The 16,075-nt window shown below is 73.9% G+C and carries 14 protein-coding genes; 6 read left to right on the forward strand and 8 right to left on the reverse strand.

The window, feature by feature from the left end; genetic code table 11:
• The first annotated feature begins 7 nt into the window (after positions 1 to 7).
• A complete protein-coding gene (locus ACIRPP_RS06160; protein WP_403638388.1) occupies positions 8 to 1,006 on the forward strand; it encodes an anion permease in 999 nt (332 codons plus the stop codon).
• 125 nt (positions 1,007 to 1,131) lie between these two features.
• On the opposite strand, the gene pstB is transcribed toward ACIRPP_RS06160, so the two are convergent.
• From pstB to ACIRPP_RS06195, 7 genes are all read right to left on the reverse strand, one after another.
• Positions 1,132 to 1,908 (reverse strand): phosphate ABC transporter ATP-binding protein PstB, encoded by a 777-nt coding sequence (pstB, locus tag ACIRPP_RS06165; protein ID WP_403638390.1) that lies wholly within the window; start codon positions 1,906 to 1,908, stop codon positions 1,132 to 1,134.
• A 77-nt stretch (positions 1,909 to 1,985) separates the two neighbouring features.
• Positions 1,986 to 3,038, reverse strand: coding sequence for a phosphate ABC transporter permease PstA (pstA, locus tag ACIRPP_RS06170; RefSeq protein ID WP_403638392.1), 1,053 nt, complete (start codon positions 3,036 to 3,038; stop codon positions 1,986 to 1,988).
• Positions 3,035 to 4,042, reverse strand: coding sequence for a phosphate ABC transporter permease subunit PstC (gene pstC / locus ACIRPP_RS06175; protein ID WP_403638393.1), 1,008 nt, complete (start codon positions 4,040 to 4,042; stop codon positions 3,035 to 3,037). Before pstC ends, pstA begins: the two co-directional genes overlap by 4 nt.
• 105 nt (positions 4,043 to 4,147) lie before the next feature.
• Positions 4,148 to 5,275, reverse strand: coding sequence for a phosphate ABC transporter substrate-binding protein PstS (pstS, locus tag ACIRPP_RS06180; RefSeq protein WP_403638394.1), 1,128 nt, complete (start codon positions 5,273 to 5,275; stop codon positions 4,148 to 4,150).
• 198 nt (positions 5,276 to 5,473) lie between these two features.
• Positions 5,474 to 5,884 carry an NUDIX hydrolase gene (locus tag ACIRPP_RS06185; protein ID WP_403638396.1) on the reverse strand — a complete coding sequence of 137 codons (411 nt, stop codon included), beginning with the start codon at positions 5,882 to 5,884 and terminating at the stop codon, positions 5,474 to 5,476.
• A 58-nt stretch (positions 5,885 to 5,942) separates the two neighbouring features.
• Positions 5,943 to 7,151 (reverse strand): CHAD domain-containing protein, encoded by a 1,209-nt coding sequence (locus ACIRPP_RS06190; RefSeq protein ID WP_403638398.1) that lies wholly within the window; start codon positions 7,149 to 7,151, stop codon positions 5,943 to 5,945.
• Positions 7,132 to 9,366, reverse strand: a complete 2,235-nt coding sequence (locus ACIRPP_RS06195; protein ID WP_403638400.1) for an RNA degradosome polyphosphate kinase — start codon at positions 9,364 to 9,366, stop codon at positions 7,132 to 7,134. Before ACIRPP_RS06195 ends, ACIRPP_RS06190 begins: the two co-directional genes overlap by 20 nt.
• A 723-nt stretch (positions 9,367 to 10,089) precedes the next feature.
• Between ACIRPP_RS06195 and ACIRPP_RS06200 the strand changes: the two genes are divergently transcribed.
• The 5 genes from ACIRPP_RS06200 (at position 10,090) to ACIRPP_RS06220 (ending at position 14,860) form a co-directional block, all read left to right on the forward strand.
• On the forward strand, positions 10,090 to 10,635 hold the full coding sequence (locus tag ACIRPP_RS06200) for an RNA polymerase sigma factor (protein WP_164441745.1): 546 nt from the start codon (positions 10,090 to 10,092) through the stop codon (positions 10,633 to 10,635).
• Positions 10,636 to 10,736: 101 nt separating this feature from the next.
• A complete protein-coding gene (locus ACIRPP_RS06205) occupies positions 10,737 to 11,555 on the forward strand; it encodes a zf-HC2 domain-containing protein (RefSeq protein WP_403639151.1) in 819 nt (272 codons plus the stop codon).
• Positions 11,556 to 11,730: 175 nt separating this feature from the next.
• Positions 11,731 to 12,591 carry an ABC transporter ATP-binding protein gene (locus ACIRPP_RS06210; protein WP_164332723.1) on the forward strand — a complete coding sequence of 287 codons (861 nt, stop codon included), beginning with the start codon at positions 11,731 to 11,733 and terminating at the stop codon, positions 12,589 to 12,591.
• A complete protein-coding gene (locus ACIRPP_RS06215; RefSeq protein ID WP_403638402.1) occupies positions 12,588 to 14,117 on the forward strand; it encodes an ABC transporter permease in 1,530 nt (509 codons plus the stop codon). The genes ACIRPP_RS06210 and ACIRPP_RS06215 overlap by 4 nt, the downstream gene beginning before the upstream one ends.
• Positions 14,108 to 14,860: an ABC transporter gene (locus ACIRPP_RS06220; RefSeq protein WP_403638404.1), complete on the forward strand. Its 753-nt coding sequence runs from the start codon at positions 14,108 to 14,110 to the stop codon at positions 14,858 to 14,860. Before ACIRPP_RS06215 ends, ACIRPP_RS06220 begins: the two co-directional genes overlap by 10 nt.
• A gap of 85 nt (positions 14,861 to 14,945) precedes the next feature.
• Here the strand turns inward: ACIRPP_RS06220 and mshD are convergent, their stop codons facing one another.
• Positions 14,946 to 15,872 (reverse strand): mycothiol synthase, encoded by a 927-nt coding sequence (mshD, locus tag ACIRPP_RS06225; RefSeq protein ID WP_403638405.1) that lies wholly within the window; start codon positions 15,870 to 15,872, stop codon positions 14,946 to 14,948.
• Positions 15,873 to 16,075: the final 203 nt, after the last annotated feature.

Raw genomic sequence — 16,075 nt, forward strand, 5'->3', positions numbered from 1 at the left:
CCCTTCCATGGACACCGTCGCACTGGTCGTGACCATCGGGGTCGCGCTCTTCTTCACCTACACCAACGGCTTCCACGACTCGGCGAACGCGATCGCCACCTCCGTGTCGACCCGCGCGCTGACGCCCAGGGCGGCGCTCGCGATGGCCGCCGTGATGAACCTGGCCGGCGCCTTCATGGGGTCCGGCGTCGCCAAGACGGTCAGTGAGGGGCTCATCCAGACGCCCGAGGGCTCGACCGGCATGGGGATCCTGTTCGCCGCCCTGGTCGGCGCGATCGTCTGGAACCTGATCACCTGGTACTTCGGGCTGCCGTCGTCGTCCTCGCACGCCCTGTTCGGCGGCATGGTGGGCGCCGCGCTCGCCGGGGGGACGGCCGTGTACTGGGACGGCGTCCTCGACAAGGTCGTCATCCCCATGTTCGTCTCGCCGCTGGTCGGTCTGCTCGCCGGTTACCTGGTCATGACGGCGATCATGTGGATGTTCCGGCGGGCCAACCCGCACAAGGCCAAGCGCGGCTTCCGCATCGCGCAGACGGTGTCGGCGGCCGGCATGGCGCTCGGACACGGTCTGCAGGACGCGCAGAAGACGATGGGCATCGTGGTGATGGCCCTGGTCATCGCCGACGTCGAGGACTACGGCGACCCGATCCCGGTGTGGGTCAAGATCGCCTGTGCGGTGATGTTGTCCGCGGGCACGTACGCCGGTGGCTGGCGGATCATGCGGACCCTCGGCCGCAAGATCATCGAGCTGGACCCGCCGCAGGGGTTCGCGGCGGAGACCACCGGCGCGACGATCATGTTCGGCTCGGCGTTCGTGTTCCACGCGCCGATCTCCACCACCCACGTGATCACCTCCGCGATCATGGGTGTGGGGGCGACCAAGCGGGTCAACGCGGTGCGCTGGGGCGTCGCCAAGAACATCGTCATGGGCTGGTTCATCACCATGCCGGCCGCCGCGGCCGTGGCCGCGCTGTCGTTCTGGGTGGTGCGGCTGGCCTTCCTGTAGCCGACGCCCGGCGCGGGGTGCCCGCGGCTCGGCAGGAACGGATGAGGGCCCGCCCCCGGCAGCCGGGGGCGGGCCCTTGTGCTCCTCACGGTGGCACCGCCATGCAGCACCGCGAGGGGACCGGGTCAGCCGAAGCGGCCGGAGATGTAGTCCTCCGTGGCCTGGACCGACGGGTTGGAGAAGATGCGCTCGGTGTCGTCGATCTCGATCAGCTTGCCGGGCTTGCCGACCGCCGCGAGGTTGAAGAACGCGGTGCGGTCGGAGACACGGGCCGCCTGCTGCATGTTGTGCGTGACGATGACGATGGTGAACCGCTCCTTCAGATCACCGATCAGGTCCTCGATGGCGAGGGTGGAGATCGGGTCCAGGGCCGAGCACGGCTCGTCCATCAGCAGCACCTTCGGCTCGACGGCGATGGCGCGGGCGATGCACAGCCGCTGCTGCTGGCCGCCGGAGAGGCCCGAGCCCGGCCTGTTCAGGCGGTCCTTGACCTCGTTCCACAGGTTCGCGCCGCGCAGGGACTTCTCGACGATGTCGTCCAGTTGCGCCTTCTTGTACTTGCCGTTCAGCCGCAGGCCCGCCGCCACGTTGTCGTAGACCGACATGGTGGGGAAGGGGTTCGGACGCTGGAAGACCATGCCGACCTCGCGCCGCACGGCCACCGGGTCGATGCCGCTGCCGTACAGGTCCTCGTCGTCGAGCATGACCTTGCCCTCGACCCGGCCGCCCGGCGTGACCTCGTGCATGCGGTTCAGGGTGCGCAGGAAGGTGGACTTGCCGCAGCCGGACGGGCCGATGAAGGCCGTCACGGAGCGGGGCTCGACCGTCATCGAGATGTCCTCGATGGCGAGGAAGGAGCCGTAGTAGGCGTTCAGGCCGCTGATGTCGATGCGCTTGGCCATGGGGATCACTGCTTCTTTCGGGTCGCTGGCGGGGTCGCCGTGGCCGCGTCCGGCCGCGCGGCGGGGCCGCAAAGTCGTTAACGCGGGGCCTTCCAGCGGGCGATGCCGCGGGCCGCCAGGTTGAGGATCATGATGAACGCGATGAGCGTCAGGGCCGCCGCCCAGGCACGGTCGTAGGCCGCGCCGGCGCCGCCGCTGTTGGCGTACTGCAGGTAGATGTACATGGGCAGCGACTCCTGCGGACCCTGGAACGGGTTGGCGTTGATGAAGTCGGTGCCCCACACCAGCAGCAGCACGGGGGCGGTCTCGCCGGTGATGCGCGCGACGGCCAGCATCACCCCGGTGGTGATGCCGCCGATCGACGTCGGCAGGACCACCTTGAGGATGGTGCGCCACTTCGGCACGCCGAGCGCCAGGGACGCCTCGCGCAGCTCGTTCGGCACCAGTTTCAGCATCTCCTCGGTGGACCGGACGACCACCGGGATCATCAGGATCGACAGGGCCATGGAACCGGCGAAGCCGGAGGGGCCCATGCCGAGGATCAGCACCCACAGGCTGAGGATGAACAGGCCCGCGACGATCGACGGGATGCCCGTCATGACGTCGACGAAGAAGGTGACCGCCTGGGCGAGCCGGCCGCGCCCGTACTCGACGAGGTAGATCGCGGTGAGCACGCCGACCGGCACGGAGATCAGGGCGGCGAGGCCGACCTGCTGCAGGGTGCCGAGCATGGCGTGGTAGATGCCGCCGCCGGTCTCGGCGTCGGCGACCGTGCCCATGGAGTGGGTGAGGAAGTAGCCGTCGAGGACCTTCACGCCCTGCTTCACCGTCTCCCACAGCAGGGAGGCGAGCGGGATCACGGCCAGCAGGAAGGCCACCCACACCAGGCTGGTCGCGGTGCGGTCCTTGGCCTGGCGGACGCCCTCCACCTTGGCGGCGACGGCGAACGATCCGGCGACGAACAGCACGGCGGCGATCAGGGCCCACTGGATGTCGCTCTGCAGTCCGGCGGCGGCGCTGATGCCGTAGCCCAGCGCGGCGGAGGCGCCGGCGACCGCCCAGGGGAACCACTTCGGCAGCGTCGCGCCGCGCAGGGAACTGCGCTCGGGGGTCAGGGTCGCGTGGCTCATGCGTTGGCCCCCGAGTACTCCTTGCGGCGGGCGATGATCAGCCGCGCCGCGCCGTTGACCAGCAGGGTGATGACGAACAGCACCATGCCGGAGGCGATCAGGGCGTCCTGGCCCATCACGTTGGCCTCGTTGAACTTGCTGGCGATGTTCTGGGCGAAGGTGCCGCCGCCCGTGTCGAGCAGGCTGAGGTTGATGTCGAAGGACGGCGACAGGACCATGGCCACGGCCATGGTCTCGCCGAGCGCGCGGCCGAGGCCCAGCATCGACGCGGAGATGACACCGGAGCGGCCGAAGGGCAGCACCGACATGCGGATGACCTCCCAGCGCGTGGCGCCGAGGGCCAGGGCCGCCTCCTGGTGCATCCGCGGGGCCTGGCGGAACACCTCGCGGCTGACGTTGGTGATGATCGGCAGGATCATGATGGCCAGCAGGATGCCGATGGTGAACAGCGAGCGCGGGGCGCCGTCGTTCCAGGCGAAGACGCCGGTCCAGCCGAGGTAGTCGTCGAGCCAGCCGTAGAGGCCGTTGAGGTGGGGGACGAGGAAGAGGGCGCCCCACAGGCCGTAGACGATGGAGGGGACGGCGGCGAGCAGGTCGATCACGTAGGCGACGATGCCGCCGATGCGGCGGGGCGCGTAGTGCGTGATGAACAGGGCGATGCCCACCGACACGGGCACCGCGATGATCATGGCGATGACCGACGAGACGACGGTGCCGAAGGCCAGGACGGCGATGCCGAACTCCGGCGGCATCCCGGTCGGGTTCCACTCGAAGGTGGTGAAGAAGTTCGCCTCGTCCTTGGCTATGGCCAGGGACGCGCGGTAGGTGAGGAAGGCCGCGATGGCGGCCATGAGCACCAGCACGAAGATGCCGGAACCCCGGGAGAGCCCGAGGAAGATCCGGTCACCGGGGCGGGTGGCGCCCCGTGCCGCGCGCTTCTGCTCGGGCGTCACCGGCGGTGGTGCCTCAGGACTGACGACGGGTGTCTTTGTCATGGTTTTCATCGGGTTCTCCGGTCTGCGGAGCCTCCGGGGGCCGGGGGCTCCTGATGGCGGTGCACCGGACGGTGGGCGGACCGGCCCCGGTCGGGGCCGGTCCGCCCACGCGGGTCAGCTCAGGGCCGAGATGGTCTCGCGGACCTTGGTGATGATCTCGTCGGGCATCGGGGCGTAGCCGGCGTCGGCCAGCAGGCCCTGGCCGTCCTCGGAGGCCATGTAGTTCAGGAAGGCCTTGGTGGCGGGCAGGGTCTCCGCCTTGTTGCCCTTGTCGCAGACGATCTCGTAGGTGACCAGGACGATCGGGTAGGCGCCCTCGGTGGACGGGGTGTAGTCCAGCTCCAGCGCGAGGTCCTTGCCGGTGCCGACGACCTTGGCGGCGCCGATGGCCGCGGTGGCGTTGTCGACGGTGGCCTCGACCGGCTCGGCGGCCTCGGTCTTGAGGTCGACGGTCTTGATGCCGTCCTTGGCGTAGGACAGTTCGAAGTAGGAGATGGCGCCCGCGGTCTGCTTCACCTGCTGGGCCACACCGGAGGAGCCCTGCGCGGACTGGCCGCCCTGGGCCTCCCACGACTTGCCCGGCTCGTACTTCCAGTCCTTCGGCGCGGCGGCCTTGAGGTACTTGGTGAAGTTGTCGGTGGTGCCGGACTCGTCGGAGCGGTGGAACGCCTGGATCTTCAGGTCGGGCAGGTCGGCGTCGGGGTTGAGCTTCTTGATCGCCTCGTCGTTCCAGTTGGTGATCTTGTTGTCGAAGATCTGGGCCATGGTCGCCGCGTCCAGGGTGAGCGTGTCGACGCCCGGGACGTTGAAGCCGACCGCGATCGGGCCGCCGACCATCGGCAGGTCGATGCCCTGGCCGTCGGTGCAGATCTTCTTCGACGCCTCGACCTCCTCCGGCTTCAGCGCGGAGTCCGAGCCGGCGAACGCGGTCTGGCCCTGCGTGAAGGCGGTGATGCCCGCCCCGGAACCGGTCGGGTTGTAGTTGATCTGCACGTCCTTGCAGGCCGCGGTGAACTGCTTCACCCACGCGTCGATCGCGTTCTTCTGGGCGGAGGAGCCCGACGCCTGGAGCTGCCCCCGGGCGTCGTCGCACGAGATGTTCCCGGCCTTCGCTGCGGCGGACGCGTCGCCGCCGTTGCCGCCCGAGGTGTCGTCGGAGCCGCACGCCGTGAGGGCCAGGGCGCCGGAGACGGCGAGAGCGCCGAGAGCGAGGGCCCGCCGGTTCTTGCGCTGAAGCTTCACTTGAGTTCCTTCCAGGAGCCGCCGTCCTGATTTCGGCGGCGTGCGCGAAGTGTGGGTGACGCGGTCGCCCGGGCGCCGGGCCGGCGGGCGGATCGCATCGCGTAAGGCCGAAATTAGGCAGAACAGGTGAAGCCGCCGATGGCCGTGCATGAACGGGGGGTGAACCCCTGAGGACGGTGCGGTGAGGTCACGGAACGCTTACGTCAGGTGGGCCAGCAGGGCGTCCACGAGGTCGGCGTCGCGGGGCGCGGTGAGGCGGCGGCGGGCCCGGTCCGGGGGGAGCCACAGGACGCGGTCGACCTCGTCGTTCGGGCGGAAGCGGCCGGACAGGGCCTCGGCGGCCCAGTAGCGCACCCGCTTGGGGCGGCCGTTCGCCAGGTAGTGCGCGGAGGGCAGCTCGGCGCTCGGGACGGCCGTGTGGCCGGTCTCCTCGGCGACCTCGCGCAGCGCCCCGGCGAGCGGGTCCTCGCCGCGCTTGAGCTTGCCCTTGGGCCAGGACCAGTCGTCGTACTTCGGCCGGTGGACGAGGCACAGTTCCAGCTCGCCGGTGACGGGCGAGCGCCGCCACAGGACGCAGCCCGCCGCCTGGACCGTGAGGGTGCCGTCCACGGCTGCCCGCCTCCCTGTCCTCGTCGGTCCCGGGCACCCCGGGCGGGTGCGCCGGGGGCTACGACGTCCCGAGGTCCTCCTTGTGCCAGCAGCGCTGGAACGCGTACCGGGCGGCCTCCACCTCGTGCCGCTGGTCGGCGTGGAGCACGCCGAGCGCGTACGCGGTGGCCGGGGCGATGCGCGGGGTGCGGGCCGCCTGCGCCGCGGCGGCCGCCGCCTCGGAGGCGTCACGGTGCCGGTCGAGGGCCTCGCCGGCGGTCCGCAGGGCCGCGTCGACGGCGGACGGGGCGGCCGCCCGGGTGGGTCCGTCGGCGCCGGAGCGCAGCACCTCGCGGGCGTAGCGGTGCAGGCGCAGCAGCAGCCGCACCTGGTGCCAGGGGACGTCCTGCGGGTGCGGAGCCGGGTCCGGGGAAAGCCCGTGGATGAGCGCCGCCGCGTTGTACGGGCTGCCCGCGGTGACGAGCGGCAGCGCGGCCACCGCGTCGGTGAGCCGGTCGCGGGCGGCGGCCGCCGGCGGGCGCAGGTCGGCGTGGGCCGCGCCCGGGGCCAGCGGGACCTCGCTGGCCAGCACGGCGACCTGGTCGGCGACCGCGTGGAAGCGGGAGGAGCGCAGGGCCTGCAGGGCGGTGGAGTGGGCCCGGGTCCGCGCGAGGGTGAGCTGCCGGTCGAGCAGGGCGCCCGCCTTGGCGGCGCCCACGGTGAGGTGGCCCCGGTCGGGTGCGGTGAGCACGGCGGGCGGGGTGGCCGGGGTGGTGGTCGTGGCGGTGCGGGACCGGGCGGGGGCGTCGGCGCCGGGCCGGGCGGGCGCCGGGCCGGCCGGGGCGGGGGAGCCGCCGGCGGCCACGGAGCGGGCGGGCACCGCCGGTGCCGTGGGGGCCCCGGACGCGGTGGCCGCCTGGACCGGGAACACCGGGGCGCCCGACAGGCGGTGCAGGGCCAGCAGCAGCCGCTCCAGGCGGGCCGTGCAGCCGTGTTCGACGGCCAGGGTGCCGGAGACCCAGGCGAGTTCCGGGCTCAGGGCCTGCGCCCAGTCCCGGTCCAGCAGCGGCTGGAAGGTGTGCAGCCCGGCGCTGAGGCGGCGGGCCGAGCGGCGCAGTGCCCGGGCCGCCTCGGCGGACTCCTCCGGCGCCGCGCCCGCCCCGGCCTCCCGGTGCGCGCGCAGCGCGCGGAGGAACTCGGTGGCCCAGGAGCGCAGATGGCGCTCCAGGGCGGCGGCCGGCACGGCGCCGGCCGCCGGGTGGGTCGGGTCAGGGGGTCGCTGTGCCACGCCGGCGCCTCCGGGCGTCTATGAGCATCTCCTGGATGTTGCGCAGGGGGCGGCCGTCGGGGTCGGTCGCGTGCCGGGTCCACTCGCCGTCCGGCCCGAGGTGCCAGGAGGCGGTGGCGTCGGACATGCCCGTCTCCAGGAGCCGGTTGAGCGAGCCCCGGTGGGCGGGGTCGGTGACCCGTACCAGGGCCTCTATGCGGCGGTCGAGGTTGCGGTGCATCATGTCCGCGCTGCCGATCCACACCTCGGGTTCGCCGCCGTTGCCGAAGGCGAAGACGCGGGAGTGCTCCAGGAAGCGGCCGAGGACGGAGCGCACGCGGACGTTCTCCGACAGGCCCGGCACGCCCGGCCGGATGGCGCAGATGCCGCGCACCCAGATGTCGACCGGCACGCCCGCCTGGGACGCGCGGTAGCAGGCGTCGATGACGGCCTCGTCGACCATCGAGTTGACCTTGATGCGCACGTAGGCGGGACGCCCGGCGCGGTGGTGCTGCGCCTCCTTGTTGATCCGTGAGATCAGGCCGTCGCGCAGCGACTTGGGGGCGACGAGCAGCCGCCGGTAGGTCTCCCGGCGGGAGTAGCCGGAGAGGCGGTTGAACAGGTCGGAGAGGTCCGCGCCGACCTGCGGGTCGGCGGTGAGCAGGCCCAGGTCCTCGTACAGGCGGGCCGTCTTGGGGTGGTAGTTGCCGGTGCCGACGTGGCTGTAGCGCCGCAGGGTCTCGCCCTCCTGGCGGACCACCAGGGACAGCTTGCAGTGGGTCTTCAGCCCGACCAGGCCGTAGACGACGTGGCAGCCGGACTCCTCCAGCTTGCGGGCCCACTTGATGTTGGCGTGCTCGTCGAAGCGGGCCTTGATCTCGACCAGGACCAGCACCTGCTTGCCGGACTCGGCGGCGTCGATGAGGGCGTCGACTATCGGGGAGTCGCCCGAGGTGCGGTAGAGGGTCTGCTTGATGGCGAGGACGTCCGGGTCGGCGGCGGCCTGCTCCAGGAACGCCTGCACGGAGGTCGAGAAGGAGTCGTACGGGTGGTGCAGCAGCACGTCGCGGCTGCGCAGCGCGGCGAAGATGTCGGGGGCGGAGGCGGACTCCACCTCGGCCAGGTCGCGATGCGTGCCGGCGATGAACTTCTGGTACTTCAGCTCCGGCCGGTCCAGGCTGTGGATGCGGAAGAGACCGGTGAGGTCGAGCGGGCCGGGCAGCGGGTAGACCTCGGCCTCGCTGATCTTCAGTTCGCGCACCAGGAGGTCCAGCACCTCGCGGTCGATGGACTCCTCCACCTCCAGGCGCACCGGCGGTCCGAAGCGGCGCCGCATGAGTTCCTTCTCCAGGGCCTGGAGAAGATTCTCCGTGTCGTCCTCCTCGACCTCCAGGTCCTCGTTGCGGGTGAGCCGGAAGGCGTGGTGCTCCAGCACCTCCATGCCGGGGAACAGCTCCTCCAGGTGGGCGGCGATGACGTCCTCCAGCGGGACGTAGCGGCCGGGGGAGCTCTCCAGGAAGCGGGACAGCAGCGGCGGCACCTTCACCCGGGCGAAGTGCTTGTGCCCGGTGACGGGGTTGCGCACGACGACGGCCAGGTTCAGGGACAGGCCGGAGATGTACGGGAAGGGGTGCGCCGGGTCGACCGCGAGCGGGGTCAGCACGGGGAAGATCTGGTGCCGGAACAGGGTGAAGAGGCGGGCCTGCTCCTTCTCCGTCAGCTCGTTCCAGCGGACCAGGTGGATGCCCTCCTCCGCGAGCGCGGGAGCGACGTCCTCGTGGTAGCAGGCGGCGTGCCGGGCCATCAGCTCGCGCGAGCGGGCCCAGATCATCTCCAGCACCTCGCGCGGCTGGAGACCCGAGGCGGAGCGGGTGGCGACGCCGGTGGCGATGCGGCGCTTCAGACCGGCCACCCGGACCATGAAGAACTCGTCCAGGTTGCTGGCGAAGATCGCGAGGAAGTTCGCGCGTTCCAGCAGCGGGGTGTCGGGATCCTCGGCCAGTTCGAGGACGCGCTCGTTGAAGGCGAGCCAGCTGCGCTCCCGGTCGAGGAAGCGGCCCTGCGGCAGCGGGGCGGCGCCGTCCGCCTGCATCTCCTCGTAGCCGTCCAGGTCGGCGTCGATGTCGGGTTCCAGATCGGAGACCACGCCCGCCACCGTGTGCGGTCGGTGCGCGGCGATGGAGCCCACGGAGGGCTGCGGGTGCTGTACCTGTGCCTGGGCATTCGGCTGGCTCATGGACCCATTGTTCCGTGCGGACCCCGTCCCGGGCGCGTCGGAAACCGCGCGGGGGACGGACCGGGTCACGGAGTGCCCGTTCCTCCCGGTCGTCCCCGGGGGCGGCGTCGGCTGCGGCGCGGCGGGATCCATGGGCCCGAGGGTCCCAAGCCCGTCTGAACCCGCGGTTACGGAGACATGACGTCCGGGACAGCGGGAGGGGGACCCGGGGGGCGCCGCCGGTGCGGGCGCAGCAGCCGGCGCAGCCGGCGCGGGGCGGCGGCGAGGGCCGGTGCGGCGGGGCCGGGGGTGTGGCCGGGGCGGCGGTCACGCGGCGGCCTCCGTGGTGCCGGCGCCGTCGGCCAGGGCGGCCGGCGCCGGGGCCGCGGGGGTGGCGGCCGCCGGGTTGCCGCAGGTAGGACAGGACGGGTTCGCCGAGGGAGGGAGCGCCGCTGCGCCAGTCGGCGGGCACCGGGCCGGTGGGGCGGACCAGCGCGCCGAGCCGGCGGGCGGGCGGTGCGCGTCTCGGCGACGTCGGGCGGGGTGAGGCCGGTGGCCGCCGGCGCGCGGAGGCCGGCGTGTGTGCGGGCGGCGGCGCGTGCGGAAGGCGGGCGTGAGGGGGGCGGGCGTGAGGGGGGCGGGCGTGAGGGGGCGGGCCGGTGTGCGGAAGGCCGGGGCGGGACGCCCCAGGACACTCCGGGAACTGCGGTGAACCGATCGGCCCCGCTCGTGCGATGAGGGGATGTGAGCGAAACGAGAAGCGACGGTGAGCTGCTGGCCGCCATCGCCGAGGACGGGGACCGGCGCGCCTTCGAGGAGCTGTACCGGCGGTACGCGCCGTGGCTGACCGCCCGGATGCGCAGCCGCTGCGCGGACGCGGGTGTCGTCGACGACGTGGTCCAGGAGACCTTCCTGGCCGTCTGGCGCGGCACGGCCCGCTACCGCGACTCCGGCGCGGACGCCGCCGGCTGGCTGTGGCGGATCGCCTCCCGGCGGCTGATCGACGCCCTGCGCGGCGCCGGCGCCCGGGGCCGGCTGCGGCAGACGCTGGCCCGGCTGCGGCACCGGGACGAGGCGTCCGCGGAGGAGCGCGTGCTGGCCGGGGTGGAGCACGGGGACCTGGCCGGTGCGCTGGTCCGGCTCTCCCCGGAACTGCGCGCGGTGCTCCAGGCGACCGTGCTGGACGGGCTGACCACCCGGGAGGCCGCCGTCCTGCTCGGCATCCCGCCGGGCACGGTCAAGACGCGGGCGATGCGGGCCCGCAAGCAACTGCGGGAGGCGCTGGCATGACGTACACACCTTCGGACGGCGCGGCCGGCGACGACCGGGACGGCGGGACGCGGGGCCCCTCCGGCGCGACGGGCGGCTGGCACGTCCCCGAGGAGGACCTGATGGCCTACGCGCGCGGCGAGCTGACCGCGCCGATGCTGTGGTCCGCCGACAGTCACCTCACCGCCTGCGCGGCCTGCCGGGCCGTGCTCGCCGAGGCCGGTGACCCCGTCGCCCTGGACGCCGGCTGGGAACGGCTCGACGCCGCCCTGGACGCGCCCCGCCCGGGCCTGCTGGAGTCCCTGCTGCTGCGCATGGGCGTCGCCGACCACACCGCGCGCCTCCTCGCCGCCACCCCGGTGCTGCGGCGTTCCTGGCTGGGCGCGGTCGGGGCCGTCCTGCTGCTCACCGTCCTGGCGAGCCACGCGATGCGCGGCGCCACCTCGCCCACCCTCTTCCTCGCCCTCGCGCCGCTGCTGCCGCTCGCCGGGGTGGCGTTGTCCTACGGGCCCGCGCTGGATCCCACGTACGAGATGGCCGTGGTCGCCCCGATGCACGGCTTCCGCCTGCTGATGATCCGCACTGTGGCGGTCCTGACCGCCGCGCTCGGCCTCAACGGGCTGGCGACGCTCGCCCTGCCCGGGTACGGGCCGCGGGCCCTGGCCTGGCTGCTGCCCGCGCTCGCGCTCACCGCGAGCGGACTCGCCCTGACCCCCCGGCTCGGCCCGGTCCTGGCGCCGTCCCTCGCTGGGGGCGGCTGGGTCGTGCTGCTGGTCGCCGCGGACGTCGTGCGGGCGGGCGCCGACGCCCCGCTGGCCCCGTTCACCGCGGCGGGGCAGGGCGCGGCGGCCCTCGTCGCGGGCGTCGGCACCGCGCTTGTCTTCCTGCTGCGCGAACGCTTCGACCTGGGCGGCGGGACGGGGCCGGCGGCCATCGGATGACCGCCCGCCCCGTACCGCCGTCCCCCGTCCCGCTGCCCCCCGTACCGCCGTCCCCCGTCCCGCTGCCCCCCGTACCGCCGTCCCCCGTCCCGCCGCCCCCCTTCCCCGCCGTCACCGGGCCCGCTCCGGCGGCCCCATCCTTCGGCTTCTGCCGCCCCACCCACGGGAGTTCCGCATGATCCCCTCCGTCTCCGCCTCCGGGCTGAGCCTCCACTACGGGGGCACCCGCGCCCTCGACGACGTGTCGCTGACGCTGTCCGCCGGCGTCACCGGGCTGCTCGGCCCCAACGGCGCGGGCAAGACCACGCTGCTGCGGGTGCTCGCCACCGCCGTGCCCCCCGACCGCGGTGCCTTCACCGTGCTGGGCCACGACCCCGCCACCTCGCGCGGGCGCCAGGAGGTCCGGCGCGCCCTCGGCTACCTGCCGCAGACGCCGGGCTTCCACCCCGACTTCACCGCCTTCGAGTTCGTCGACTACGTGGCGATCCTGAAGGAGCTCACCGACCGTGCCGCCCGGCACCGCGAGGTGCGGCGCGTCCTGGAGGAGGTGGGCCTCGGCGATGTGCGCGGCAAGCGCATCAAGAAGCTGTCCGGCGGGATGCGGCAGCGCGTCGCCCTGGCCGCCGCGCTGGTCGGCGACCCCGGGTTCCTCGTCCTGGACGAGCCGACCGTCGGCCTCGACCCCGAACAGCGCATGCGGTTCCGCGAGTTGATCGCCCACGCGGGTGAGGGCCGCACCGTGCTGCTGTCCACGCACCAGACGGAGGACGTGGCGATGCTCTGCCACCGGGTGGTGGTCATGGCGGCCGGCACCGTGCGCTTCGACGGCACTCCGGCCGAACTGACCGCCCGGGCCGACGGCCGGGTGTGGAGCAGCGCCGAGCGCGCCCCCGGCGCCAAGGCCGGCTGGCGCACCGGTCTGGGCACCTACCGCAACGTGGGCGATCCGCCCTCCGGTGCCGACCTCCTCGAACCCACCCTGGAGGACGGCTACCTGCTCACCCTCGACGACGCGGGCGTGGAGGTGACGGCGTGACCACCGTGACCGAGAACCCCGCCCCCGCCCGGCCGGCCGCCCAGGAGCGGCACGGCGGCTCCTGGGCGGCCGTGTTCGCCCTGGCCCGCTTCGAGACCCGCCGACTGCTGCTGCGGGTGCCCGTCCTCGTCGCCCTCGCGCTGTACGTGTCCCTGACCGTGTGGAGCACCCGCACCTCCTGGGACGGCTTCCCCGCGCTCCAGGACGCCGACCGCGCCACCCAGAACGGCCCGCTGCTCGTCGGCCTCGCCGTCCTGCTGTGCGTCAACCAGGCGATGCTGCGGGACGGTCGGCACGACACGGAACGGCACCTGTCCGTCCTGGTGCTCCCGCGGTGGCGCCGCACCGTCGCCCACCTGCTGTCCGTCGGCGCGCTGACCCTGGTCACCGCCGGGGGTGTGGCGGCCCAGTTCACCTGGGAGGCCCTCAAGCCCGGCGCGGTCGGCCAGGGTTCGCCCGGCGAACTGCTCGTGGGACCGCTGTGCGTGCTGCTGCTCGGATCCTTCGGCGCCCTGCTGGCCCGGCTGGTGCGGTCGGCGCTCGCCGCCCCGCTGCTGATCGTCCTGTTCCTGTTCTTCGGCATGTTCGCCTCCGTCGGCACCGACGAGGACAGCGCGACCCGCTGGCTGGTGCCGATCGTCGCGGAGGGCAGCGCGCACACGCTGCCGTCCGGCCTGATCGGCCGCCCCGCCGCCTGGCACGCCCTGTACCTGGCCGGGCTGGGGCTGACCCTGGCGTGTGCCGCCGTCCTGCTGTCCGGCGCCGGACGGGTGCGGACCCTGCAGGCGGCCTCCGCCGGCGCGGTCCTGCTGACCCTGGCCGGCGCGGTGGGGCAGGCGGGCGGGGTGTCCCCGGAGACGAAGGACGCCCGTACGCGCTACTCCGCCGTCCCGCAGCAGGTGCAGGAGTGCACCGGCCGCGACGGCGTGCGGTACTGCGCCTTCCCGGAGTGGACCGCGCGCACCGGCGACTGGGCGGGCGCCCTGGAGTCGGTCACCGCGCTCGCCGGTGACGCGGTGGCGGACCGGCCGCTGGTCGTCCGGCAGCGCGTGGAGGCGCGGTACGGCCTGACCGGCGACTCGTCGATCCCCGCGCTGACCCGGCCCGGTGAGGTGACCGTCGGCACCTCCTGGGGCGGCAACCGCGTCCCGGAGTTCACCACCGCCGTGGCCGGCGTGCTGGTCGCCGGCACCGAGAAGGACGCGGCCGCGTTCTGCGACGGCCGGACGGTCACCGTCATGTGGCTGGCGCTGGCCGGCCGGCCCGACCCGGTGGCCGACCTGCGCCGGGTCCGCCTGGACGACAGCGACACCGGCAGCGCCCTCGTCATCTCGCAGACCGAGCCGACGTACATGACGGCCGCGCACACCGAGGTGGTCCGCGCGATGCTGGACCATCCCCGCTCCGACATGGCCGCGAAGGTGCGGGCGCACTGGGACGAGCTGACCGCACCGAAGGTGACGACCGACCGGGTCGCCGAGGTGCTGGGGCTGCCGTCGCCGGAGGGTGAGGACACGTGCCTGTGACGGGACGGCGCATGCCGCCGGCGGCCGGGCCGGAACGGGCGGCACCGCCCGCGGAACACCCGGCCGGATGGCGGGCGCTGGTGCCCGGGCTGGTGCGGCCGATGGCGCGGACCGTGCCGTGGCGGGCGATCGGCGCGGGGAGCGCGGTGGGCCTGCTGCTCGCCGTGTCGCCCCGGCTGACGCAGACCCCGGACGCGTGGTTCACCGTCCAGGTGCTCAGGGCGGCCACCGTGGCGTTCGCCGTCGGCCTGGCGTTCCTCCTGGACGACCCCGCCCGGCACACCATCGCCGCCGTGCCCGTCCGGCGGGCCGTCCGGCACACCCTGCGCCTGGCGCTCGTCGCCCCGGTCGCCGCCCTGTGGTGGACGGCCGCGCTGCTCCTCGTCCCGCCGTCGGTGCGGCCCCCGGCCGCCGGCATGACCCTGGAGGCGGCCACCGCCGCCGCCCTCGCCCTGGCCGGCGCCGCCTGCGCGGTCCGGTGCTCGTACAGTGCCCGGCCGGGGCAGGCCGTCGCCGGCGGACTGATCGCGGCGGCCGTCGTCGCGCCGCTGCTGTGGCCGGAGCGCCGGCCCCTGTTCGTCGTGCCCGGCGACGAGCGGTGGGCGGCCGCGCACGACCGGTGGGCGGTGTTGCTGGTCGCGGCCGTCGCGGTGTGGATCGCGTGCGCGCCGGAGCCGCTGCGGCGGCGGGCGTGGCGGCCGTCCCCCGGGCGGGCGGGCCGCCCGAGCGGGGAGCGGCCGTGACGGCGGCCCCGGGAATCCCGCCCGGCGGGGATTCCCGGGGCCGCCGTGAGGTCTCCGTGCGGTGGGTCGGGTCTCGTGCGGTGGGTCAGGTCTCCGTGCGGTACATGAGGTCGGTCTCGTGGGTGGTGAACCCCAGCCGCTCGTACACCGACACGGCCGCCTTGTTGTCGGCGTCCACGTACAGCATCGCCGTGGGCAGGCCCCGGTCGGCGAGGTGCCGCAGGCCGATCGTGGTGAGGTACTTGCCGAGCCCCCCGCCCTGCGCGTCCGGGCCGACCCCGACGACGTACACCTCGCCGAGGCCCTCCTCCCGGTGCTCCTTGGTCCAGTGGAAGCCGACGAGCCGGCCGTCCCGTTCGGCGAGGAAGAAGCCCTCGGGGTCGAACCACGGCTCGGCCTTGCGGTCGTCCAGGTCGCGCTGGGTGAGCGAGCCCTGCTCGGGGTGGTGGGCGAAGGCGGCGGCGTTCAGCGCGAGCCAGGCGGCGTCGTCCTGCCCGGGCACGAAGGTGCGCACGCTCACCCCCTCCGGCGGTGCCGCGTCGGGCAGCGGGAAGCCGGTCAACGGCCGCCGCATCTGCCGCAGTTCCCGGAACAGGGTGAGCCCGAGGACCTGGGCGAGATGACGGGCCGCGGAGTGGCCGCCGTGCGCCCAGACCCGCAGCCGCTTGCCGGAGGCGGCAAGCAGCGCGGTGCCGAGGGCCCGCCCGTGTCCCCGGCCGCGGTGCGAGGGGTGCACGACCAGTTCGGCGGCGGGCGGCTCCACCGGGTCGGTGTCCTCCAGCTGGGCATAGCCGACGAGTTCACCGTCGACGGAGAGCAGCAGGTGGGACACGCCCTCGCGCTGTCCGCCGCGCAGCTGCAGCCGCCCCTGCTCGGACACCGCCTGCTGCCCGTCGGTCCGGGCGGCCTCCGCGAGCAGGGCGAGCACCGCCTCGGTCTGCTCCGGGGAGAGGGTGTCGAGGGTCTGGAGCGAACGGGGGCTTGAGGGCCGTGCGATGTCGTCGCTGGTCATGCGTACGAGGGTAAGGGGCGGGGCCGGGAACCGGCGGGCGGCGGGCGGGGCCGGCGGGCCCGCGCTGCGCACCGCCGGGACGGCCGGGTCCACCCGGCGCGCGAAAGATAAACCAGGCTGTAACCGGAAACCCCTGTCGCGCTACGCGCGTTGACTCTAGGCTGCGCCGGGCGGTCCGCCGTGTCCCACGGCCCCGTCCAGAC

The sequence above is a fragment of the Streptomyces sp. NPDC101219 genome (genome assembly GCF_044767675.1).
In the GTDB taxonomy this organism is placed as follows: Bacteria; Actinomycetota; Actinomycetes; order Streptomycetales; family Streptomycetaceae; genus Streptomyces.